Consider the following 23,933-nt stretch of genomic DNA (forward strand, 5'->3'; position numbering starts at 1 on the left):
AGACTGTCGGCGCCGTTGGCGGTGGAAATCCCCGCCGCCCGGTCGTCACCTGCCGATCAGCCAAGGCTCCATGCCGCGTCGTTCCACGCCTTCCTCGATCAGCACGGAGCAGTCGATCTCATCGTGAAGTTGGGCATTTGGGTCGGACGAAAGCCAGGAAGCATAGGACCGAAGCTGCTTGAGCCTGGCTGTTTTCTCAAGCCGTGCCTGGCGCTCATCCTCGGCAGGTTGAGCCGATCTTTTGTTCTTCTGGGCAGGAAATTGCATCCTGGCTCTCCTCGGTCACCGAGCCTATGGAGACAGACGCCCAATGGGACCCTCGCCCATTGTCGCTCCGGTCTCCGCGCTTCGGCTTGAAGCCAACACATGCGCTGACGAGAGTCGCCATCCATCTGGATGACGGCGGAGCCTTATCAACAGTGCACCCGCGCCACCGCCGGGTGCTCCCGGTCCGGCTTCGCTGCGGCGCATCGGCACTCGGCGGCCGGATGCAGCTGCAGGGGAATGGAACCAGATCGGCCGTGCGACGTCATAGAAGCAGGTACTCATACAGGAGTGTGACGTCCATGATCAGGCTCGTTCTTGCCGCTGCCGCCATGCTCGTCATGGCGTGCGATGCAACGGTGGCGGCAAAACTGGACGCGGCCACTGTCAACAACGCCCAATTTGACGGCAGCGAAGCGAAAGGCGTCAGTGCGACCGTGCTGAAGGCGCAAATCCTCCTGGATCGTGCACGCTTCTCGCCAGGCCTGATCGATGGCCGCCAGGCAGAGAACTTCACCCGGGCAGTCAGTGCGTTCCAAGCGGCCAACGGATTGCCTGCCGACGGCAAGCTTACCCGCGAGACATGGGACAAGCTAATCGCGACCTCCTCGCGCCCGGCGCTTGAGACCTACGAGTTGACGCGCAAGGATGTGCATGGCCCCTTCACCAAGCGAATTCCGGCGCGCATGGAGAGGATGGCCCGCCTGCCCAGGCTGGCCTACCACAATGCCTTGGAAAAGATGGCGGAGCGCTTCCACATCAGCGAGCAACTGCTTGAACGGCTCAACCCCGGCATCGGCTTCAGGAGGGCGGGGCAAAAACTGCTGGTGCCAGCTGTCACCCGAGGTGATCCGCCGCAAGACATCGCGAACGTCGAGGTCGACAAGAGCGCTCGCCAGGTTCGGGTGCTTGACCCTTCCGGGAAAGTGCTTGCGACGTACCCCGCCTCGATCGGGAGCCAGGAGAAGCCCGCGCCGAGTGGCCAGGCGGAGGTCAAACGCGTGGTGCGCCACCCAACCTATCACTACGATCCCGAGTTTGCCTTTAAGGGGGTGAAGACGAAGCGCCCCTTCACGATCGCTGCCGGGCCAAACAATCCGGTGGGATCGGTCTGGATCGATTTGTCCATCGATAGTTATGGCATTCACGGGACTCCGGACCCAGGCAAGATCGGAAAGACCTTCTCGCATGGTTGCATCAGGCTGACCAACTGGGATGCCGAAGACCTCGCCTCCGAAGTGCAAAGAGGCACAAAGGTCGTCTTCAAAGAGGAAGCTGCAGGATCGGTCGGACAAGGATCGCAGTAGGCAGGCGCTACGGGCTAACTCTCGACCGTGTGACTGGCGTCACCGAGGGCGTGGGGCGGCGGCCCTTACCCCAGCCACTTCTCGTAGTCGGACACCAGCAGATGGACCGGGGCAACGTCTTCGTCGATGTTGGAAAAACGCCCGATCGGTTCGCGAAACACATTGTCGGTGAGATCGTCATTGACGGTCGAGACCTCGCCGATCAGCACGTCCTTGCCCTCGGCCCAGAAGGCATGCCAGACGCCGGGCAGCAGCGTGACGCTCTGGCCCGGGTCGAGCTTCAGGAGCCCGCCCGCAGGCAGCCTGTGGATGGTTCCGTCGACCGGCACCGAAACCTCGGCCTTGGGATCGATGCCGCCGTCGCGGTCATGCATGAACAGTTCCAGCACCAGCTTGCCGCCACCACGGTTGATGATGTCCTCGGCCTTGATGTTGTGGCGGTGCATCGGCGACAGCTGGTCCTTGCGCGAGATCATGATCTTCTCGGCATAGAGCATGCCCATGCCCTTCTTCATGTCCTCGTAGCGGCCGTTGCGAACGGTGAACAGGAACAGGCCGAGTTCCCTGAATTTCTCTTGCCCGTAATCGGTGATGTCCCAGCCAAGCCGCGAGGTGAATACGGCCGACGAGTCGACCTGACGCGCCTTCGCCTCCTGCGGCGACCAATAGGCGAAGGGCGGCATGATGTAGCCGAACGAGCGGATGAAAGCGTCGGCTTCGCGGATAATGTCGTTGATGGCGGAGCGCTTCATGATCATGATCCCTTCGTATCGATTTGTCTGGCAAATCGCATAGCCGAACGTCGATGCGGTGTCGATCCATCTCGCCGCCCTGCCGGGCGTTGCGCTTAGGCGCATGGACCACAGATCCGCTTCGCTGGCCGCGTGACATCACGGATTTTCAGGGCCATAAAACCCGCGGATTCCTCATGGGGTGAAAGATGATGCCGACCGTTCACGATCTCGATACGCCATCCATCCTGATCGACACCGCGCGCGCGGAAGCCAACATTGCCCGCGCCCAGGCGCATGCCGACAAGAACGGGCTGAAGCTCAGGCCGCATATCAAGACGCACAAATTGCCCTACTGGGCGAAGAAGCAGGTGGCGGCCGGCGCCGTCGGCATCACCTGCCAGAAGATTGGCGAGGCCGAGGTGATGGCGGATGCCGGGCTGACCGATATTTTTCTTCCCTACAACATCCTTGGGCGCGCCAAGCTGGAACGGCTTCTGGGGCTGCATGGGCGCGTCACCCTGTCGGTGACAGCGGACAGCATGGAGACGCTCGAAGGGCTGGCAACCACCTTCACCGATGCCGGTCATCGTCTGCCGGTGCTGGTCGAATGCGACACCGGCATGGGCCGCTGCGGCGTGCAGTCGGCTGATGAAGCGGTCGCGCTGGCAAGACAGATCGACAGAGCCGGTGGCCTCGCCTTCGGCGGACTGATGACCTATCCGGCCGCCGGGCGGGCAGCGGAGGCCGAAGCCTGGCTCACCGAGGCCAAGCAGGCACTTGCCGCGTCGGGGCTCGCCTGCGAACGCATCTCCAGCGGCGGCACGCCGGATATGTGGCGCTCCAGCGATACATCTGTTGTCACGGAGTATCGTCCAGGCACCTACATCTATCTCGACCGCTATCAAGTCGCCAAAGGCGTCGGCGGCCTCGACGACTGCGCGCTGACGGTGCTGTCGACGGTGGTCAGCCATCCCACAGCGACGCGCGCTATCCTCGATGCCGGGAGCAAGGCGCTGTCCAGCGATACGCTGGGTCTCGCCGATTTTGGCGAGTTGCTCGGCGTGTCGGGAGCGCGGGTGACGGGCCTGAGCGAGGAGCACGGCACCGTCACGCTTTCGGGCGACGGCAAGCTGCGCATCGGCGAGCGCGTGCGTGTGGTGCCCGACCATTGCTGCGTCGTCACAAACCTGTTCAACGAGGTCAATCTGGTCGACGGCGACACGGTGCTGGAAACGTTGCCCGTGGCGGCGCGGGGAAGGATGGGGTGAGGGTCATCGTCAAGGCCAGCGAAACGCCGCAGTATCTTCAGCACGCCGGCGGGACAGCGCCCCCTCTGGCCTGCCGGCCATCTCCCCCTCAAGTGGGGAGATCAGCAGCTTCAGCGCCCCACTCACTGCTCAGAGATAGACGTTGGCGAAAGCGAAAATTACAGTCGACGCGCGTCAGTTGGCGGACCGCTCGGCCTGCCGTGCCGCAACCCTGCGCATGGCAATCACCCGGCGGCGGCGGATTTCGGTGCGCATCGCCATCAGGTGCAGCGCGAAGAACAGCACGGTGAAGCCGAGCGCCATCACCAGTAGCGGCCATAGCAGGCTGGGATCGATGGTCGAACCGCCCATGCGGAACACCGAAGCCGGCTGATGCAGCGTGTTCCACCAGTCGACCGAGAACTTGATGATCGGGATGTTGATGAAGCCGACCAGCGTGATGATGGCGGCGGCCCAGGCGGCGCGGCTGGCATCGTCGAGCGCGCGGGTCAGCGCGATGATGCCGAGATACATCAGGAACAGCACGAAGACCGAGGTCAGCCGGGCATCCCAGACCCACCAGGTGCCCCACATCGGCTTGCCCCAGATCGAACCGGTGATCAGCGCCAGCGCGGTGAAGACGGCGCCGATGGGGGCTGCGGATTTCAGCGCGACATCTGCCAGCGGGTGCCGCCAGACAAGCGTGCCCAGCGCCGAGACCGCCATCAGCGTGTAGCACATCATGGCCAGCCAGGCGAAAGGCACGTGGATGTACATGATGCGGACGGTTATGCCCTGCTGGAAATCCTCAGGCGCGGCGAAGCTCATATAGAGCCCGACGGCGAGGATGAGTGTGGCGATCGTGGCCAGCCATGGCACGACCTTGTCCGCCAGCCCGACGAAGCGCGTCGGGTTGGCGAGATCCATCCAGCCGGTCAGGCGTGAAGTCGTGTCGCTCATGCGGTTCTACATAAACCGCCACGGCGTTCGGGGCAATCGAGCGGTGGTGTCGCAGACGCAATTGGGGCGGCCGTGCCTGTACTCTCACCTGGACCTATGGTCCGACCTCCCACAAGGGGAGGTCGGAGAAAGAAGCTCAGGCGGCTGCTTCCTGCTGTTGCAGCACGGTGCGGCTGAGGCGGCGAACCTCCTCGTCGTTGAGCAGGCCGCCGGCGCGCAGCAGGCTGGCAAAGCGGCCATTGCGCAGCGACAGCTCGGTGAAGCCGCCCATCTCGACCACCCTGCCCTTGTCCATGAACACGACCAGATCGGCGTCGCGAACGGTGGTCAGGCGGTGGGCGATGATGAAGGTCGTGCGGTCGCGGCGCAACTCGTCGATCGCTTCCTTGACGCGGTCCTCGGTCTCGACGTCGAGCGCGCTGGTCGCCTCGTCGAGCACCAGGATCGGTGCGTCCTTCAGCACGGCGCGGGCAATGGCGATGCGCTGACGCTCGCCGCCCGACAGCTGGCCGCCACGTTCGCCAACCACCGTGTCGTAGCCATTGCTCTTGGACAGGATGAAGTCCTGTGCGGCAGCCGCATTGGCGGCGGCATGGATCTCGTCATTGCTTGCATCGGCGCGGCCAACACGGATGTTGTCCTCGATCGAGCGGTTGAGCAGGCCGGCATCCTGGAATACGGTGGCGATCGAATGGCGCACCGACTTGCGGGTCACCGTGCGGGTGTCGATGCCGTCGATCAGGATACGGCCATGGGACGGCGAGAAGACACGCTGCAGCAGGTTGATGAGCGTGGTCTTGCCGGCGCCCGTCGGGCCTACGATGGCGACGGTCTGGCCCGCCTGCACCTCGAAGGACACGTCGTCGATGCCTTGGCCGGAATTGGCGAACTCAAAGCCGACATTCTCGAAGCGGACATGGCCGGTGACGTTGGCAAGATCGCGCAAGCCGTCCGGCTCGGCGGCATCAGCCGCGGAGTCCTCGAGGTGGTAGAAATCCTCAAGTTTGGCACGGGCCTCCGAAATCTGGTTCGCGAAAGCCGACATCTGGTCGAGGCGAGCGATCAGCATCGTGGCAAAACCGGTGAAGGCAATGACGTCGCCGACACCCAACTGACCATGAGTGACGAGATAGGAGCCGATCGACAACACGATCAGCATCGAGATTGCCGATGACAGACGGTGCAAGGCATTGGCCAGCGCCCACCAGTCGAGCACGGGGTTCTGCGCGTCGAGCAGGTTCTTGACGTAGCGGCGCAGCGTATCGGCCTCGTGGCCGAGGCGATTGTAGCTCTGCAGCACCGCAACGTTGCTGACCGAGTCGGTCACATGCGCGAACACCTTGTGGTAGTGACGCTCGACCGCAGCCTGGCCCGCCTTGGTGCGGCGCATGACCATCCGGCCGATGCCGACATAAAGCAGCCCGAGGCCAAGCAGCACCAGCGACATGCGCAGGTCCATGCTGATCGCGGTCGGAACCAGCAGCACGAGGGCGACAGCCGTGGACAGATGCTGGCGCATGAATTCGAGCCAAAGGCTGAACAGGGTTTCGACGGCGCGCAGCATCGTGTGCAGCGCATTGGAGGTGCCGTGCTGATGGTGCCAGGCGAGCGGCATGGTGATCACACGCTCGAAGGACTGGCACAGCACTTCGCTGCGCCGAGCATGGGCGAAGCGGTCAGCGCCGCGCGCCACCATGACGAAAGCAACGATGTTGAAGGCGCCGAGACCGGCCCACATGACCAGCGTGGTGAAGACAGAGCCACGCTCGGAGATGGCGCCGATGACGCGACCGAACATAATCGGCTCGAGAAGCGCTACGATGGCGAGAGCCACGTTGGCCGAACAGATCAACGCAACGCGTTTCCTGTCCGCGGCCAGATAACCGAGAGCTCGCCAGTAGATTTGCAGAAGGGTCACCCCAGTTACTCCGCCACGCTGTTTATTGTGCACTGCATCATTTTATTCGTACCGGTTGATACGTCGCAAAACAATGGCCGTGTACCCCTTCAGTTCCCTTAGAGCGAACAAAAGATGGCGACGTTCCGAAATCTGCCGTGATCACCTAACGGTTTGAGAAGACAGGTAAAATGTCAGGCATGCGGCGAAATCATGGCAGTTGGCACGTGCTGCCACAATTTTAATCAGCAACAATGTCGGGCGGATGACTAAGGCCGAAATCGCCTTTTGCGAAGTATAGAGCGAAACAAAGCTGCAGGGCGCCCTTCCAGGTGAAGGGAGGCCAAACTCTCACTGCTCGTGGCGCCCCTGTCGGACGCCTCAAGCCTTTGATTTCATGCACTCCTCGGTGGCATGTCCTTCAATCGGCAGGCGGCAACGCCAGGCGGGACGGCCTCTCATCCCGCCGTGGCGGCAAAAGTCGCGCCCCGGATCCCAGGCCCGAGCGCATAGTTTTTGAGCAACATTGCATTAAGCCGGGATCCGGATGACCACCTCGGCAACTTCGCCGTCCTTCAGTTCGACTGCCGAAACCTTGGTCTTTGTCCCATTCACCTCCAGCGACACGGCCTTGGCCTTATTGTCGCGGATGACGCGAACCCTGAGTTCCGCTCCCAGCATTTTGAGATTTGCCGAGTACCCATTCCAGTGGCTCGGCAGCTTCGGCTTGAACTGGACACGTTTGCCGCGCCGTTCGATGCCCAGAATGCCCTCGACCGCAGCCCTGTAGAGCCAGCCGGCAGAGCCGGTGTACCAGGTCCAGCCCCCACGGCCGCCCTTGCCGTTGCCGGCATTGTCGTCGCCGGCATAGATATCGGCCGCCACGACATAGGGCTCGACACGATAGTGCTCGGCCGTGGCCTCGTCGGTCGCATGGTTGACGGGGTTCAGCATCGAGAAACAGCGATAGGCCTCGTCGACCTGTCCCATCTCGGCAAGCGCGATGACGAACCATGTGGCGGCATGGGTGTACTGGCCGCCATTCTCGCGCACACCGGGCGGATAGCTCTTGATGTAACCCGGGTCCTTCTCCGTCTTCGAGAAGGGCGGCGTGAACAGCTTGACGATCTTCAGCTTGTCGTCGACGAGCAGCTTCGTTGCTTGCTCCATCGCGGTCGTCGACCGTGCCGGATCGCCCTCTCCCGAAAGCACGCTCCAGGACTGGGCGATCGAGTCGATCTTGCACTCCTGCGAGTCGCGAGACCCCAAAGGGGTGCCGTCGTCGAAACTGCCGCGCCGGTACCATTCGCCGTCCCATGCGGTGCTCTCAAGCGCCCGCTTCAGAACATCGGCATGCTTTGCCCAGGCCTGTGCTCGCTTGGCGTCGCCCTCGGCCTTGGCGACGGGGGCGAAGTCGCCCAGCGTCTTCAGCAGGAACCAGCCGAGCCAGACGCTCTCGCCCTTGCCCTGCTCGCCAACGCGGTTCATGCCGTCGTTCCAGTCGCCGCCGAGGATCAGCGGCAGGCCCGCGGGGCTGCTGCGCTTGATGGCGAGATCGAGCGCACGCGCGCAATGGTCGTAGAGCGACGCTGTCTTCTTCGAGATTTCCGGGGTGAAGAAGGCATCGTGCTCGCCCTCGCCCAGCGGCTGTCCATCGATGAAGGCCAATTGCTCCTTCAGGATGGTGGCATCGCCGGTGACCAGCAAATAGCGCGCCGTGGCGTGGGCAAGCCAGACCACGTCGTCGGAGATCAACGTACGCACGCCAGCACCCGTGCGCGGCAGCCACCAGTGCTGCACGTCGCCTTCGGGGAACTGCCGCCGCGCCGCGTTGAGGATTTGGTCGCGCGCCAGTTGCGGGTCATGCGCCAGCAGCGCCAGCGTATCCTGCAACTGGTCGCGGAAGCCGAAGGCACCGCTGGCCTGATAGAAGGCGGAGCGGGCACGGATGCGGCAGGCCAGGCTCTGATAGGGCAGCCAGTGATTGACCATGGCGTCGAGCGCCTTGTCAGGCGTCTCGACCTGGATGGTGTCGAGAAAGCCGCGCCATTCGCGCTCATTGTCGGCCAGCCGCTGGTCGAAATCCTTGACCCGGTGCTCTTGCACCAGCGCGCTAGCCTCCTCGGCGGACTCGGCGTCGCCGAGCAGCCAGAGCAGCGTCACGTCGCCGCCAGCCGGAATCTCGACATCGCGGGCAATCGCCGCGCACGGATCGTCACCAGCCTCGACACGGCCAGACAGCGCCGCACCACTCAGCACCGCCTGGGGTAGCTCGCTGGAACCATGCCGGCCCAGGAACTCCGATCGGTCTGTTGTCACCGAATGGACGCCACCGTCGGCCGCGAGGAAAGCAACGCGCTCGCCGAAATCCAGCCCGTAGGGGTTTTGTGCCAGCAGCGCGCCGCTGGCGGCATCCCGCGACGGGACGATGGTTGCCGCCGTGCGCGACCGGTGCCCGCCGAGCACCCATTCGGCATAGGCATAGACACGCAGCCGCGCCGGCACCGAGCCGGAATTCTGGATGCGCAGCCGTGAGATCTTCAGCGGATCGACCGGATCGACGACATGGGTGAGATCCATCGACAATGGTCCGCGCTTCGAGCGGAAGGTCGAGAAACCCTGGCCATGCCAGGCCTCGTAGGTCATCGAGGGATCGCGCACCATGGCGGCGAGCGGCGAGAATGCCTTGCCGCTCGCCTGATCGTAGATATAGAAGCCCTCGCCCGGCCGGTTCGAGACCGGATCATTCGACCACGGCGTCAACTGGTAGTCGCGGCTGTTTCGGCTCCAGGTGAAGGCGGCGCCCTCGGCCGAGGTATGGAAGCCGAACGAGGCGTTGGAGACGACGTTGATCCACGGCTGCGGCGTCGTGCGCCGGCCGGCCAGGCGCACGACATAGTGCCGCCCGTCGCCGTCGAAACCGCCAAAGCCGTTCCACTGGCTGAGCCCGCTGCCATCGGCGCTGACATTTGCCACCGCCTGCGAGGCAGGAGCATGCGTCGTGGGTGTCGGCGACGGCAATTCACGCGGAATCGGCAATGCTGCCAGAGCGTCCCGCGCCTGCAGAGCCGCCGCCTCGGCGCGCTCGATCTGGTCGAAGATGGTGCCATTGCGCGTGTGCAGGACCACCCGGGCGACAGCGAGCAGCGTCTTGTAGGTGGTCTCGTCCATGAGGTCGCGGCGCACCGCGAAAATGTGCTGGCGCGGTCCGAGCTCCTTGCCGCGCAGGCGGCTGTTTTCGCACAGCGTCTCGACCGCCCGTTGCAGGTCCTGGACATAGGAGGACGCCTGCTCGTTGACGACGACGAAGTCGATCATCATGCCGCGGGTGCGCATATATTCCTGGAAACGCAGCGCCTGGGCAACGATTTCGAGATCGGCGACATCGCCGATCCTGACCAGGAAGATCGGGAAATCGCCGGAAATGCTTGTCGGCCACAGGCTCGACTGCTTGCCCAGCCCCGTGGCGATGGATTCAGCGGGAAGACGCAGGAACGGATCCGGATAGATCAGGTAGCGCGCCAGCTTCTGCACATTGGCGGCATCGGTCAGGCTGAGGCCCATATGGCGGGTCTGCACCTGGCTGCGCGTCCAGGCAAGCATGGCCTGGCGGGCAAAGCTCTCCGGATGGTCGAGGCGAGCGATCGCTTCGTCCAGTTCGGCACGGCCGGCGCCGACGACCGTCCAGAAGGTCAGCGATATCTTCTTGTTGGCCGGCACGCGCACCTGGCGGCGCAGCGAGGCGACGGGATCAAGCGTAAAGCCTGAATGGCCGCCCAGCCTGGCGCCCGGGTCGAAAGCGGCTGCGTCGACGATGGTCCGGCCACGGCCGATGAAGGCGCGCCTGTCGGTCTCGGCCTCGGCATCGCGCGCCGATCCGGACGGATCGGTGACGAAATGCACCATTGCGATATCGGGCTCGCTGGTCTCGCGCTTGCGCCGCGTGGCGAAGATCGCCGCGTTGTTCGCAGAGATTTCGGTTTCCACGAACATCTTCGAGAAGGCCGGATGCGCGTTGTCGGACGCCTCCAGGCCGAGCACCAGTTCGGCAAAGGAGGTCACTTCAATGTGACGGTCGGACGGACCGTCATTGTAGAGCGTGACCCGACGGCCCTCGCCATTGCCTTCCGAGATGACGATGCATTCGACCTCGGAGCGCAACGTGCCCACCGATTTGACGAAGCTCGCCTTGTCGTCGGAGAACAAGGTCTGCGCCTTTTCCTCGGCGGCGCGCTTCGGTTCGGCTGTAGCCGACCACCAGTCACCTGAGCCTGCGTCACGCAGGAAGATGTAGGAGCCGAGCCGGTCCTCGGTCGGATCCGGTTGCCAGCGTGTGACGGAGAGATCGCCCCAGCGGCTGTAGCCCGAGCCGGTCGCGGTGACCATCACCGAATAGCGGCCGTTCGACATGACGTTGGTCGACCGCAGCGACTGCAGCGGATTGAGCACGATGCGGGTGTCGGGGCTGTCGACTTCGGTCTCGTCCTTGGAGCGTTCGTCGGCCTCGGTCCTGACGGTCGCGGTCGGGATGTCGCGCGGCGCCCTCTCCTGCAGCAAGAGTTCGGCCGATTCGATGACCGGGTCGCTGTGGAAGCGGTCGCGCATGCGGCCTTCGAAGATGGCGTCGGCAACCGCCGCGATCGACATGCCCGAATGGTGGGCCATGTAGTTCTGGACGACGACATGATCCGTGCCTTCCGGCACGCGCTGCGGCGTGAAATCGACGGCATCGTAGTAACCGTGGCGGCCGAGCGCCCCGATCTCCCGCAATCGGGCGAGATTCAGCACGGCTTCACGCGGATTGAACTGGGCCGCCAGTATGGTGGCGTAAGGCGCGATCACCGTGTTCTGGCCAAGGCCGCGCTTCAGCCCGAGACCTGGAACGCCGAAATTGGTGTATTGGTAGGTCAGTTCGCGGTCGCGCGCATTGTAGGCGGCCTCCGAAATGCCCCACGGCACGTTCTTCTGGCGGCCGTACTGGATCTGGCGCTTGATGATCAGCTTGCTGGTCTGGTTGAGGATCGAGCCCTGCGGCTCCTTCATCACCAGCGGCGGCATCAGGTATTCGAACATCGAGCCGGACCAGGACATCAGGGCGCCCTGGAAACCGATTTCGACGATCGGCCGGCCAAGCCGGAACCAGTGCTCGGTCGGCAGGTCGCCCTTGGCGATGGCGAACAGGCTGGTCAGCCGCGCTTCGGAAGCCAGAAGGTCGTAGCAGCTTTCGTCGAGCTGGTGCTCCTCGACCCGGTAACCGATCGACAACAGCTTGCGCTCCGGCCGCATCAGGAAGGAGAAATCCATCTCGAAGGCGTAGCGGCGCGTGCGCTCGCGCAAGGTGAGCAGCTTGGCACGCAGCGCCTCGACGGCATTGTCGTCGCTGTGCGCGTCATGGACGTGCGCTTCGCAGGTGGCTTCCAGCCTTGCCGCCCAGTCGACGATGACGTCGCTCTGGGGCGACACGGCCTCGGTATGGATGGCGGTGGCCAATTTGCGGATCTCGCCGGCCAGCACAGCCAGGTTGATGGTGCGGATCGACGCCATTTCGGGCTGCGCCTTGATGGTGTCGACAGCGCGCCGCATGCCGTCGAGACGGTCCGCGAGACGCTGGCGCAGCGGGCGCAACTGACGGCGGTCGTCGGGCAAATCATCGAGGCTTTCGCTGAGGATGGTGACCGTGTCGAGAATGCCTTCGAAATCGCCCTGGAGATGGACGGAGGGCGCTTCGGCCCATTCGGCGCAGGCCGCCGCCACCGCCACCAGATGGCCAGCGAGATTGCCGCTGTCGACAGCCGAGATGTAAAGCGGATAGAGCGGCTTCAGTGTCGTCGTGTCGTACCAGTTGAAGAGGTGACCGCGCTCACGCGGCATGCCCTCGATCGTCGCCATGGTGGCGTCGATGCGGGTGATGGCGTCGGACAGGCTGATCCAGCCGAAGTCGCGGGCGGAGACGACGGACAGCAGGTAGACGCCGATATTGGTCGGCGAGGTGCGTGGCGCCACCACCGGCGCCGGGCTTTCCTGGAAATTATCGGGCGGCAGATGGTGGTGTTCTGCCGTCACGAAGCTTTCGAAATAGTGCCACGTGCGCCGCGCCACCGTGCGCAACGTGTGGATGTCGGCCTGCGATATGCGCAGCCGATCCTCGGTTTCAGCCGAACGGCTGATCCAGCTGGCGATGGCCGGCGAGCCAATCCAGAACAGGGCGAAGAAGAAGGCGACGAAGGCGCCGGTCGAATCGGCCAGCACCGGAATGGCAAGGCCGACGAAGCCGATGATCACGGCGCCATACATCATGCCGTAATACGACCCGACATCGTTGTCGCCCGCCTTATGCGCCTGCGAGGCGGTGCGCCATTCCAAAAGGTTCTGGCGGCTGACGAACAGCCGGTAGAGGGTACGCACGATGGCATCGCCCATCATCCAGGCGTTGTGCGCCATCAGCACGATTTTCAGCGCCACCATAGCGGTGCCGAAAGCGACGTCGCGCGCCAGGGCCGAGAAATGGCCGCGCGGCGTCTGGTCGCCGCTCTTGGGCAGGATGGCGTTGACGATGTCGAATGTCGGCGCCATGAACAGGCTGAGGATCAGCAGGGCCTGCCATTGCGCGGCCTGCGTGAAGGGCAGCAGCGTCCAGCCGGCGATCGCCGCCATCACCCAGAAGATCGGCGTCAGCGAGCGGCGCAGATTGTCGATCATCTTCCAGCGCGACAGCGCCGGCACGCCGGAGCGCGGATCGAGCATGAAGCCGAGCAGCTGCCAGTCGCCGCGCGCCCAGCGATGGTGGCGCGAGGCGTCGACCGAATATCGGGTCGGATAGTCCTCGACCAGTTCGACGTCGGTGACCAGCGCCGCGCGCGCGAGCGCGCCTTCCAGCAGATCGTGGCTGAGGATGGTGTTTTCCTCGATGCGGCCCTGCAGCGCGGCCTCGAAGGCGTCGACATGATAGAGGCCCTTGCCGGTGAAGGACCCGTCGCCGAAGACGTCCTGATAGAGATCGGACACGGCAAAGACATAAGGGTCGAGGCCGCGATTTGCCGAAAACACCCGCTGGAAGAACGACGCATCGTCGCCTGATGTCAGCGACGCGGTGATGCGCGGCTGCAGGATCGCATAGCCGGCCGTGACGACGCGCTTGCTGGCATCGAAATGCGGCCGGTTGAGCGGGTGGCAGAGCTTGCCCACGAGGGTGGCGACCGCGTCACGGGTGGTGCGCGTGTCGGCATCGAGCGTCATCACATGGACGACGTTCTCCGGCAGCGGCACGTCGAGCGGCAGGAACGTGGTGTCGCTGTCGCCGCGCAGCAGAAGATCGAGCTCGTGCAGCTTGCCGCGCTTGCGCTCCCAGCCCATCCAGGCCCCTTGCGCCGCGTTGAAAAGCCGGCGCCGGTGCAGGATGTAGAAACGGGGCGCGCCTTCGGAGGGATAGCGGGCGTTGAGACGAGCGATTTCGGTACGGGCGAATTCGAGGATTTCGGTGTCCGCCGCATCAATCTCGGTCTTCGAGTCTGGCCAGTCCGACAGCAGCGCGAAATGGATTTCATCGGCCGTGTTGGCGAGATGATGCACCTCGATGTTGCGGATGTTTTCCTCGACATCGTCGCGCGAGCCGATCAGCGACGGCACCACCACCAACGTGCGCGCCTCGGGCGGCACGCCGTGCCGGTAATCGTAGCCGACGAGGCGCGTCGGTTTCAGGAACAGCGATACGACCGTGTTGAAGAAGGCGAGCGCGCCCTCGCTGGCCGGCACGGCAAAAAGCGCCAGCATGAGGACGATCGAGGGCACCGACAGGCCAAGATTGGCAAGCGCGTTGCCGGACAGAACGAGAAGCAGCGCCGTCAGCGCAAACACGGGCACGACGATGCCGAGCCAGCCGGTCTTGCGGAAGGCACGCTTGACTGTCTGGCTGATGGTGGGCCGATAGCCGATCGCCTTCTCCAGCTCCAGCCGGCGTGGGCCGACGAGAAAGAAGCCGACATCGGTGTGGGCGGACCCGGTTAAAACGGCGTCGCCGTCACCATCGCTGGCGGCGTGGCCGGCCAACTCGATGGCCATCTCGGCAACGCGATATTCCGAAAGGTTCGAGCGGCGCGCCAATTCCTCGATCGCGGTCCGGTACTGATCGCGCGAGAAGAAGTCGAGCGCGGCGAAATCGGTGCGCTCGCGCAGCACGGTGTCGATGCGGCTGACGCCTTCGAACCACACCGTCCAGTCGACGTCGTTGATGAGGCGCAGGCCGCGGATGATGTTGCCCGTCGTCACATTGCCGCTGGACAGCGTGTGATGTTCGGAAATGATGATTTCCTCGGCATCGGAGCCGGTCTTTTCGAGCTCGCCTTCCAGCCATTCCAGAGCCTTGCCGGCATTCTGCGATCCATCGCGCAAGCGATAGAGCAGCTGGGTGGCGAAGGTGGTGTCCTGCGCGTGGGCGCTGAAGTTGGACAGGATCGACTGCCGATCGGCGCTGTCGTCGGTGGCCAGGACCTTGTCGGCCACATCGTTGGCGATCTGGCGCATCTGGCGGGTGCGATTGACCCTGACGGCCAGCCGGCGGAGATTTTCGATCAGGACGAAGCGCAACAGCGAAGGCAGCGCCCAGAGTTCGCCGATCTTCAGCGGCTCGACCGACTGGAAACCCTGGACGATGGACTTGAACATCGTCGCCGAAACGGAACTGTCCGAATGCGCCACATAGGTCCAGGCCAGCGCCAGCGCGCGCGGCACAGTGCCGTTGTCAGGCAGTTTCAGCGTCGGCAACTGACGATAGAACCGGCGCGGCAGGTCGCGCTTGACCTGGAAAATGGTCTCTTCGACCAGGTAATTGTTGTCGAGCAGCCATTGTGCCGCCGGCGTGATCGTCTCGCCCCTCGCCTGCGCAGCATTGGTCGACCGGTAAACTTCCAAAATCTTCTTGGCGCTGTCCCGGATACGGGCCTGAAAATCAAAGGGCGTCAGGCCGAACAGGTCCGTGAGGTCGCCTTTTGCCAGGCTTTCGCCAAGCAGCCGAAGGCGCTCTTCGGGCAGGTAATTGGAACGGATCGGCTCTTCGGTAATGGCCGGGAAGCTTGCGCTTGTCTTCTCGATTTGGGCAGGATTCGTCTGAATATTCATTGAAAATTCCGTAAGCGGGCACTGAGCGGCGTCACCGCCACGGCAATGGCCCTAAAACCGGTTCAAATGCAATTGGTTGCATAAACCCCACTTGCCGAAAGTTTGTTTCCGCACCGCGACAGGGCGTCATCTCTCAGCAAGACTCAAAGACAAGCACCCTACTTCCCACCAAGCCAGATCGGCGGAGAGGATTCAGGCTTTTTCGTGATGCCGCCAGCAGCTTACGCTATATTTCGCCGGTACCGTGATCATGTTTGGAAACAAGCGTTAATCGTTGCCGGCGACGGCGCAGATCCGGATCACGAACAGCGTTGCCTCATGGGCGGGCTGGACAAGCAGGCCGGTGCTGACCGGACCGGACCGCAGCGTGTCGAGCGGCCCGAGGCGAACCGGTTCAGCGGCGGGCACGCTGACGTCGCCGTTCAAGCACAGGATCAGCGTTGTGCCGGCTTCAGTCCGGATTTCCACGGGGGCCGAAATCACCAGGCGTTCGACCGAATGCGTCATCCGGCTTCGGCGGGTCATGACATTGAGATCAGTGATCGGTCCGCCGATCAGCGCGGCCGAGGTCCGCACGTCGGCAGGGAAAGAAAACAGGGCAGTCGTCCTGTTTATGGATGTCGGCGGGTGGCCGGCAATCTCGAGGACGATGCCCTCGCCTTCGAGCACGGCAAGGGTGCGATCGATCCCGGCAAATTGCGAGAAAGGACCGCTCAATTCGACGCGCGCCATCGAGACGCGCCAGTCGAAATCGTCGAGCCCGGCACCAGTGGGCGAGACGGCGATTTCCGTCGTCACGCCGCCGCCGTTCTTCCACGGCATCGACCGGTATTCGGCTGCCCGCAGAACACGCATCGGCTCAACCAATCAGCCGAGAATGCCGGGCAAATTGAGCTGGTGCTCCTTGGCGCATTCGACGGCGATCTCGTAGCCGGCATCGGCGTGGCGCATGACACCGGTCGCCGGGTCGTTCCACAACACCCGCTCCAGGCGCCTGGCCGCTTCGCGCGTGCCGTCGGCGACGATCACCATGCCGGCGTGCTGCGAGAAACCCATGCCGACGCCGCCGCCATGGTGCAGCGACACCCAGGTGGCGCCGGACGCCGTGTTGAGCAATGCGTTGAGCAGCGGCCAGTCGGATACCGCGTCCGAGCCGTCCTTCATCGATTCCGTTTCGCGGTTCGGCGAAGCGACCGAGCCGGAATCGAGGTGATCGCGACCGATGACGACAGGCGCCTTCAACTCGCCCCTGGCCACCATCTCGTTGAAGGCGAGCCCGAGCCGATGCCGGTCGCCGAGGCCAACCCAGCAGATGCGCGCCGGCAGACCCTGGAAGGCAATGCGCTCACGCGCCATGTCGAGCCAGTTGTGCAGATGGGTGTTGCCGGGCGTCAGTTCGCGCACCTTGGCGTCGGTCTTGTAGATATCCTCCGGATCGCCCGACAGGGCCGCCCATCGAAAGGGGCCGATGCCGCGGCAGAACAGCGGACGGATATAGGCCGGCACGAAACCGGGGAAGGCGAAAGCGTTCTCGAACCCCTCCTCCTTGGCCACCTGGCGGATGTTGTTGCCATAGTCGAGCGTCGGCACGCCGGCGTTCCAGAACGCCACCATCGCCTCGACATGTTCGCGCATGGAGGCGCGGGCTGCCTTCTCGACTTCCTTGGGGTCGCTGACGCGCTTCTCGCGCCACTCGGCCATCGTCCAGCCCTTCGGCAGGTAGCCGTTGATGGGATCATGCGCCGAGGTCTGGTCGGTGACCATATCGGGGCGAATGCCACGCCTGAACATCTCCGGCACGATGTCGGCCGTATTGCCAAGCAGGCCGACCGACTTCGCCTCGCCGGCCTTGGTCCAGCGTTCGATCTTTTCCAGCGCCTCGTCGAGCGTGTCGGCGCGCTCGTCGACGTAGCGGGTGCGCAGGCGGAAATCGATCGACTCCGGGTTGCATTCGATCGCCAGGCAGCAGGCGCCGGCCATGACGGCGGCGAGCGGCTGGGCGCCACCCATGCCGCCGAGACCGCCGGTCAGGATCCATTTTCCCCGGAGATTGCCGCCATAGTGCTGGCGGCCGGCCTCGACGAAGGTCTCGTAGGTGCCCTGCACGATGCCTTGCGTGCCGATGTAGATCCACGAGCCGGCCGTCATCTGGCCGTACATCATCAGGCCCTTCTTATCGAGCTCGTTGAACTTTTCCCAATTCGCCCAGTGCGGCACCAGATTGGAGTTGGCGATCAGCACGCGTGGGGCGTCGGGATGGGTGCGGAAGACGCCGACCGGCTTGCCGGACTGGACCAGCAAAGTCTCGTCATCGGCCAGCGTCCTCAAGGAGGCGACGATGCGGTCAAAGTCGTTCCAGGTGCGCGCCGCCCGGCCGATGCCGCCATAGACGACCAGCTCGTTGGGATTTTCTGCAACATCCGGGTCGAGATTGTTCATCAGCATGCGCAGCGGCGCTTCCGTCAGCCAGGAGCGCGCGCTGATTTCGGTGCCGCGCGGGCTGCGGACTTCGCGGATGTTGTGGCGAGGATTGTTCATGGCGTCACTCCATAAAGGACCTGATGTCAGACGCGCGCCCAGGATGTCGCGGTCTCGAGGATTTTCCGCAGGGTGGCGCGGATCGGTGCTGCGAACTCGGCATCGTAAGGCACCGGCCAGTTGTCCGGCGTGCCCTTGCCATCGGGCTCGCGCATATAGCCGCGGTTGGAGAGTTCCATCTGCAGCGCATGCACACCTTGCTGCGGCTGGCCAAAATGGCGTGTGATCCAGCCGCCTTTGAAGCGGCCGTTGATGACAGAGGTTTCACCGGTTTCGGCCATGATCTGGCCGACCATCGCCTGCAGCGTCGGATCGGCGCTCCTGCCGTCATTGGTGCCGAGATTGAAAACCGGCAGCGTGCCTTCGAAGAGGCGCGGCAGCACTGAACGGATCGAGTGGCAGTCATAGAGCACGATCTTTTCGTGCAAGCCACGCAACCGGTCGATCTCGACCTGCAAGGCGGCATGGTAGGGCACGAAGAATTTCTCGCGACGTTCGTCGATCTCCGACGGCCCCGGTTCTTCGCCCTCGCGATAGAGCGGGTCGCCATCGAAAGTCTCGGTCGGGCAAAGGCCGGTCGTCGCCTGGCCGGGGTAAAGCGAGGCGCCGGAGGGATCGCGGTTGACGTCGATGACGGTGCGCGAGGTCGCGGTGTGCACCACCGTCGCCCCGAGGCCGGCAGCAAAGTCATAGAGATTATCGATCCACCAATCGCAGTCGCGGCGGCCGAGCCAGGGCGAGACCAGCCGATTCTCAAGGCCGGCGAGGTCGATGCCGGTGTGTGGTATCGACACCAGCAGCGGGGTCGTGCCGGGCGTGACGGTTAGCCAGGGCGTGGCGGTCATCATACCGCTCCCGAAATCGACGGCAGCGCTATCGCGCCAGCGGCCTTGATGGTTGCGCCAGTGCGGACCATGGCGATGGCCTTTTCCATGTCGGGGTGGAAATGCCGGTCATTGTCGAGATGCGGCACCTCGGCCCGGACCAGCTTGCGCACTGCCTCAAGGGCATCGCTCGACGCCAACGGGGCATGGAAGTCGCAGCCTTGCGCCGCGGCCAGCAATTCGATGCCGATCACCGCGGTGGCGTTCTCGACCATGCCGATCAGCCGGCGCGCACCGTGCGCGGCCATCGAAACATGGTCTTCCTGGTTGGCCGATGTGGGAATCGAATCGACGCTGGCCGGATAGGCTTTCTGCTTGTTTTCCGAGACGAGAGCCGCCGCCGTCACCTGCGGGATCATGAAGCCGGAGTTCAGACCAGGCTTCGGCGTCAAGAAGGCCGGCATGCCGGACAGTGCCGGATCGACAAGCATGGCGATGCGGCGTTCCGACAGCGAGCCGATCTCGCAGACCGCGAGCGCGATCATGTCGGCGGCGAAGGCCACCGGCTCGGCGTGGAAATTGCCGCCGGAAAGTGCGGTGTCGTCCTCGGCGAAGATCAGCGGATTGTCGGTAACGCCGTTGGCTTCGGTGCCCAGCGTGTCGGCCGCCTGGCGCAGCACGGTCAGTGCAGCGCCCATCACCTGAGGCTGGCAGCGCAGGCAGTACGGATCCTGCACGCGTTCGTCACCAACCCGGTGCGATTCTCGGATGGCGCTGCCGGCCATCAGATTGCGCAGGGCGTCGGCCGCCTCGATCTGGCCGGGATGCTTTCTCAGCACATGGATGCGCGGATCGAAGGGGGCGTCGGACCCTTTTGCCGCGTCGGTCGACAGGGCACCGGCGACCAGCGCCGATTGGTAGAGCACTTCGGCCTCGAACAAGGCGGCCAGCGCATAGGCGGTCGAAAACTGGGTGCCGTTGAGCAGCGCCAGGCCCTCCTTGGCGCCCAGTGTCACCGGCTCCAGCCCATGCGAGACGAAGGCGACCTTGGCCGGAAAACGGCCATGCGGGGTAAAACATTCGCCGACGCCGATCATCACCGCCGTCATGTGCGACAGCGGGGCAAGGTCCCCGGAGGCGCCGACCGAACCCTGCGCCGGCACCACCGGGATGACGTCGTTGGCCAGCATTGCTTCCAGCAATTCGATGGTTTGCGGCCTCACGCCGGACGCGCCCTGCGCCAGGCTGGCGAGCTTCAGCGCCATCATCAGCCTGCAGACAGCAACCGGCATCGGCTCGCCGACGCCGGCGGCGTGCGACAGAACGATGTTGCGCTGCAAGGTCTCGAGATCCTCGGCCGGGATGCGGACGCTGGCCAGTTTGCCGAAACCGGTGTTGATGCCATAGACCGGTTCGCCCTTGGCGACGATCCTGGCGACGGCCTCGGCGCTCGCCTTGATCTTTGGCCGGCAGGCGTTGTCCAGCTTGGGCACGGCGCCACGATAGATGGCGCGCCAGTCCGCCAGCGTCGCATTGCCGGGCTTCAGGGTCAGTTCGGTCATTGTCCTCTCCAAATGCGGGCATGCAGCGGGTTGAAGCCCATGCGGTAGACGAGTTCGGCGGGGCGCTCGATGTCCCAGATCGCCAGGTCGGCGGACTTTCCGACCTCAAGCGTGCCGGTTTCTTCCAGCAAACCGAGCGCGCGGGCCGCCTCGCGGGTGACGCCGGCAAGACATTCATCGACGGTCAGGCCGAACAGGGTCGCGGCCATGTTCATGGTCAGAAGCAGCGAGGTCAGCGGCGAGGTGCCGGGGTTGTTGTCGGTGGCGACAGCCATCTTGACGCCGTGCTGGCGAAACAGGCTGATCGGCGGCTTCTTGGTTTCGCGGATGAAATAGTAGGCGCCGGGCAGGATCGTCGCCACGGTTCCGGCCTTGGCCATCGCCGCTGCACCTGCATCATCGGTGTATTCGAGATGGTCGGCCGACAGAGCGCCGTAGCGGGCGGCGAGTTCGGCGCCATGCAGGTTGGACAGCTGGTCGGCATGGAGCTTGACCGGCAGGCCGGCCGCTTTGGCCGCATCGAAGACGCGCGCCATCTGTTCCGGCGAAAAGGCGATGCCCTCGCAGAAACCGTCGACGGCATCGGCCAGCCCCTCGGCGGCAACCGAAGGAAGAATCTCATTGGCGACCAGATCGATAAAAGCGTCCTTGTCGCCCTTGGCTTCCGGCGGCAGCGCGTGAGCGCCGAGGAAGGTCGTGCGGATCGTCACCGGCCGTTGCTCGCCCAGTTGGCGGGCGGCACGCAGCGACTTCTTCTCGTTTTCGAGGTCGAGGCCATAGCCGGACTTGATCTCGACGGTGGTCACGCCTTCGGCGATCAGCGCATCGAGGCGCGGCAGCGATTGAGTGACCAGTTCGTCTTCGCTGGCGGCGCGCAGCGACTTGACCGAGGAGACAATGCCGCCGCCGGCCCGGGCGACCTCTTCATAGGTGGAGCCGGCCAGCCGCATCTCGAATTCGTTGGCGCGGTTGCCGGCATGGACCAGATGGGTGTGGCAGTCGATCAGGCCGGGTGTGATCCAGCGGCCCTCGCAATCGATCGTCTCGACGCCCTGGGCAAGTGTTGGGGGCAGCTCCGACTCGGGGCCGGCATAGACAATGCGGCCGTCACGCGAAGCGACCGCGCCGTGTTCGACGATGCCAAGTCCGGCAGACCCTTCGGCCATGGTCGCGAGCCGCGCATTGCGCCACAGACGAAGATCCCCTGCCCGGCTTTTGCTCTGTCCAGCCATCATCTTTTCCGTTTCAATCGATGACGATTATGTATATACATATCGAAACGCACTGCAAGTGCCATCATCGCATGAGAGACAGAGAACCGGAGAGAAAAGTGGCAGCGATCTTTGCGGAACAGGCGCTCCTTCCCAATGGCTGGCGCGATAATGTGCGGATCACCCTGGCCGAGGGGCGCATTACAGCCGTTCAGCCTGGTGCCGCTGCGACAGCCGACGACGAACGCCACGCGATCCTGTTGCCCGGCATGCCCAATTTGCACAGCCACGCCTTCCAGCGCGGCATGGCCGGCCTTGCCGAGCTTCGCGGCCCCTCCGCCGACAGTTTCTGGAGCTGGCGAGAGGTGATGTACCGCTTCGCCCTGTCGATGACGCCCAATCAGGTCGAGGCGGTTGCAGCGCAGCTCTATGTCGAGATGCTGGAGGCCGGTTTTTCCCGCGTCGGCGAATTTCACTATCTGCATCACGACCGCGATGGAAAACCCTATGCCAACCTCGCCGAGATGGCCGAACGCATTGCGGCCGCTGCCGGCGAGACGGGCATCGGCCTGACGCTGTTGCCGGTGTTTTATGCGCACTCGTCTTTCGGCGGTGCCGTGCCAAACGAAGGCCAGCGGCGATTCATCAACGATGTGAATCGCTTCTCGCGGCTTGTTGAGAAATGCCGCGAATCGGTTCGTGCACTGAATCAGGCTGTCGTCGGCGTCGCTCCGCACAGTTTGCGCGCCGCGACGCCGGAAGAACTGATTGAGGTGACTGCCATAGCACCGGATGGGCCTATCCACATCCACATTGCCGAGCAGGTGAAAGAGGTCGAGGATTGCCTTGCCTGGTCGGGCGCGCGGCCGGTCGAATTTCTGCTTGGGCATGCCAAGGTCGACAAGCGCTGGTGCCTGATCCACGCCACGCACATGACCGATGCTGAAACCGTTGCCATGGCCAGGAGTGGCGCCATCGCCGGCCTTTGCCCGATCACCGAGGCCAATCTCGGCGACGGCACTTTTGCAGCGCCACTGTTCAGAGACCATGGCGGCCGCTTCGGGGTCGGCTCCGATTCCAACGTGCTCATCGGCCTCCCGGACGAGTTGCGCCAGCTCGAATATTCGCAGCGCCTCGCCCGCCGCGCCCGTAATGTGCTGGCGGTCGCCGGCGGCTCGACTGGCCGCGCGCTGTTCGACGCCGCACTCGACGGTGGCAGCGTCGCGCTTGGCGCCGGTGCTTCCGCGATCGCCGCCGGCGCCTCGGCCGATCTCGTCTCGCTCGATCCCAAAAATCCCTCGCTGGCCGGCAAGACCGGCGACGCAATTCTCGACGCCTGGATCTTCGCCAATGGCAGCAAGGTCGACTGCGTCTGGGTGCATGGGCTCAAACAGGTCAGCGGCGGCAGGCATGTGAAGCGAGAGGCCATCGCCGGGCGGTTTCGCAGCGTGATGACGGCGCTTTCGGCATGAGCATGGCCGACACAGTGGTAGCGGAAGGTGGCGGCTCGCTGCACCAGCGCATCCTGACCGACATTAGCGAGAAGATCACGTCCGGGGCCTGGGCGCCCGGCCATCGCATCCCGTTCGAGCACGAATTGAGCGTGCAATACAATTGCTCGCGCATGACGGTGAACAAGGCGCTGTCACAGCTTGCCAAGGCCGGGCTGATCGAACGCCGCCGCCGCTCAGGCAGCTTTGTGCGCCGGCCGCAGTCGCAAGCGGCGGTGCTGGAAATCCACGATATCCGCATCGAGGTCGAAGCGCTCGGTCTGCCCTATCGCTACGAGCGCGTGATGCGACACAAAAGGCGCAGCAGCGCCGGGGACCGCGCCTCGCTGGAATTGGGCTTGGCCGGACCGGTTCTGGCGCTGGAATGCGGGCATTTCGCCGGCGAGCGGCCGTTCGCGCATGAACAGCGGCTGATCAACCTCACCGCCGTGCCCGAGGCAGCGGACGAGGAATTCGTGGCCATCGCACCAGGGCCATGGCTGATCGGCCGCGTGCCGTGGAGCGAAGCCGAGCACCGGATTCGCGCTGTCGCAGCCGACAGGCATATCGCCGCGGCACTCGACATAGAAACCGGTGCGCCTTGCCTGGTGGTCGAGCGGCGGACATGGAGCGCCGAACATCCGGTCACCCATGTACGCTTTACCTACGCAGCCGAGAGCCACACGCTGGTGGCAAGGTTCAGGCCGTCGCAGGGGTGAGGCGTGTCCAGCCGCAGGCTGGCGAAAAGCCAACGATTTGGCTTTTCGAACACCGAACGCCCGGAG

At 64.2% G+C, this 23,933-nt stretch carries 14 protein-coding genes; 4 read left to right on the forward strand and 10 right to left on the reverse strand.

Annotated features, from left to right (window positions below; translation table 11 throughout):
* Positions 1-45 precede the first annotated feature (45 nt).
* Entirely contained in the window at positions 46-267 is a 222-nt protein-coding gene (locus NKJ04_RS28015; protein ID WP_027038337.1) for a hypothetical protein, read from the reverse strand.
* A gap of 299 nt (positions 268-566) precedes the next feature.
* Between NKJ04_RS28015 and NKJ04_RS28020 the strand changes: the two genes are divergently transcribed.
* Positions 567-1,571, forward strand: coding sequence for a L,D-transpeptidase family protein (locus NKJ04_RS28020; protein ID WP_352678529.1), 1,005 nt, complete (start codon positions 567-569; stop codon positions 1,569-1,571).
* A gap of 65 nt (positions 1,572-1,636) precedes the next feature.
* Here the strand turns inward: NKJ04_RS28020 and NKJ04_RS28025 are convergent, their stop codons facing one another.
* Positions 1,637-2,323, reverse strand: a complete 687-nt coding sequence (locus NKJ04_RS28025) for a D-lyxose/D-mannose family sugar isomerase (protein ID WP_127258087.1) — start codon at positions 2,321-2,323, stop codon at positions 1,637-1,639.
* Between the two features lie 191 nt (positions 2,324-2,514).
* On the opposite strand from NKJ04_RS28025, the gene NKJ04_RS28030 reads away from it, so the two are divergent.
* Positions 2,515-3,573, forward strand: a complete 1,059-nt coding sequence (locus NKJ04_RS28030) for a D-TA family PLP-dependent enzyme (protein WP_352678594.1) — start codon at positions 2,515-2,517, stop codon at positions 3,571-3,573.
* A gap of 174 nt (positions 3,574-3,747) precedes the next feature.
* Here NKJ04_RS28030 and NKJ04_RS28035 read toward each other — a convergent pair whose 3' ends face one another.
* The 8 genes from NKJ04_RS28035 to hutI all read right to left on the reverse strand — a co-directional run bounded on the left by NKJ04_RS28035 (position 3,748) and on the right by hutI (position 21,679).
* A complete protein-coding gene (locus tag NKJ04_RS28035; RefSeq protein ID WP_352553978.1) occupies positions 3,748-4,512 on the reverse strand; it encodes a heme ABC transporter permease in 765 nt (254 codons plus the stop codon).
* A gap of 136 nt (positions 4,513-4,648) precedes the next feature.
* Positions 4,649-6,430 (reverse strand): glucan ABC transporter ATP-binding protein/ permease, encoded by a 1,782-nt coding sequence (locus NKJ04_RS28040; RefSeq protein ID WP_127288908.1) that lies wholly within the window; start codon positions 6,428-6,430, stop codon positions 4,649-4,651.
* Between the two features lie 510 nt (positions 6,431-6,940).
* Positions 6,941-15,523, reverse strand: coding sequence for a glycoside hydrolase family 94 protein (locus tag NKJ04_RS28045; protein ID WP_352678531.1), 8,583 nt, complete (start codon positions 15,521-15,523; stop codon positions 6,941-6,943).
* 267 nt (positions 15,524-15,790) lie between these two features.
* Positions 15,791-16,378 carry a HutD/Ves family protein gene (locus NKJ04_RS28050; protein ID WP_352678533.1) on the reverse strand — a complete coding sequence of 196 codons (588 nt, stop codon included), beginning with the start codon at positions 16,376-16,378 and terminating at the stop codon, positions 15,791-15,793.
* A gap of 12 nt (positions 16,379-16,390) precedes the next feature.
* Positions 16,391-18,061: a urocanate hydratase gene (gene hutU / locus NKJ04_RS28055; RefSeq protein WP_352678536.1), complete on the reverse strand. Its 1,671-nt coding sequence runs from the start codon at positions 18,059-18,061 to the stop codon at positions 16,391-16,393.
* A 26-nt stretch (positions 18,062-18,087) separates the two neighbouring features.
* Positions 18,088-18,906 (reverse strand): N-formylglutamate deformylase, encoded by an 819-nt coding sequence (gene hutG / locus NKJ04_RS28060; RefSeq protein ID WP_352611671.1) that lies wholly within the window; start codon positions 18,904-18,906, stop codon positions 18,088-18,090.
* Positions 18,906-20,447, reverse strand: a complete 1,542-nt coding sequence (gene hutH / locus NKJ04_RS28065) for a histidine ammonia-lyase (protein ID WP_352611670.1) — start codon at positions 20,445-20,447, stop codon at positions 18,906-18,908. Before hutH ends, hutG begins: the two co-directional genes overlap by 1 nt.
* Positions 20,444-21,679: an imidazolonepropionase gene (gene hutI / locus NKJ04_RS28070; protein WP_352611669.1), complete on the reverse strand. Its 1,236-nt coding sequence runs from the start codon at positions 21,677-21,679 to the stop codon at positions 20,444-20,446. The genes hutH and hutI overlap by 4 nt, the downstream gene beginning before the upstream one ends.
* A 98-nt stretch (positions 21,680-21,777) precedes the next feature.
* Here hutI and NKJ04_RS28075 point away from each other — a divergent pair, with 98 nt between their 5' ends.
* A complete protein-coding gene (locus NKJ04_RS28075; RefSeq protein ID WP_352678539.1) occupies positions 21,778-23,130 on the forward strand; it encodes a formimidoylglutamate deiminase in 1,353 nt (450 codons plus the stop codon).
* Positions 23,127-23,867, forward strand: a complete 741-nt coding sequence (gene hutC / locus NKJ04_RS28080) for a histidine utilization transcriptional repressor HutC (RefSeq protein WP_352611667.1) — start codon at positions 23,127-23,129, stop codon at positions 23,865-23,867. The genes NKJ04_RS28075 and hutC overlap by 4 nt, the downstream gene beginning before the upstream one ends.
* Positions 23,868-23,933 lie beyond the last annotated feature (66 nt).

The sequence above is a fragment of the Mesorhizobium sp. M0618 genome (assembly GCF_040320765.1).
Taxonomy (GTDB): Bacteria; Pseudomonadota; Alphaproteobacteria; order Rhizobiales; family Rhizobiaceae; genus Mesorhizobium.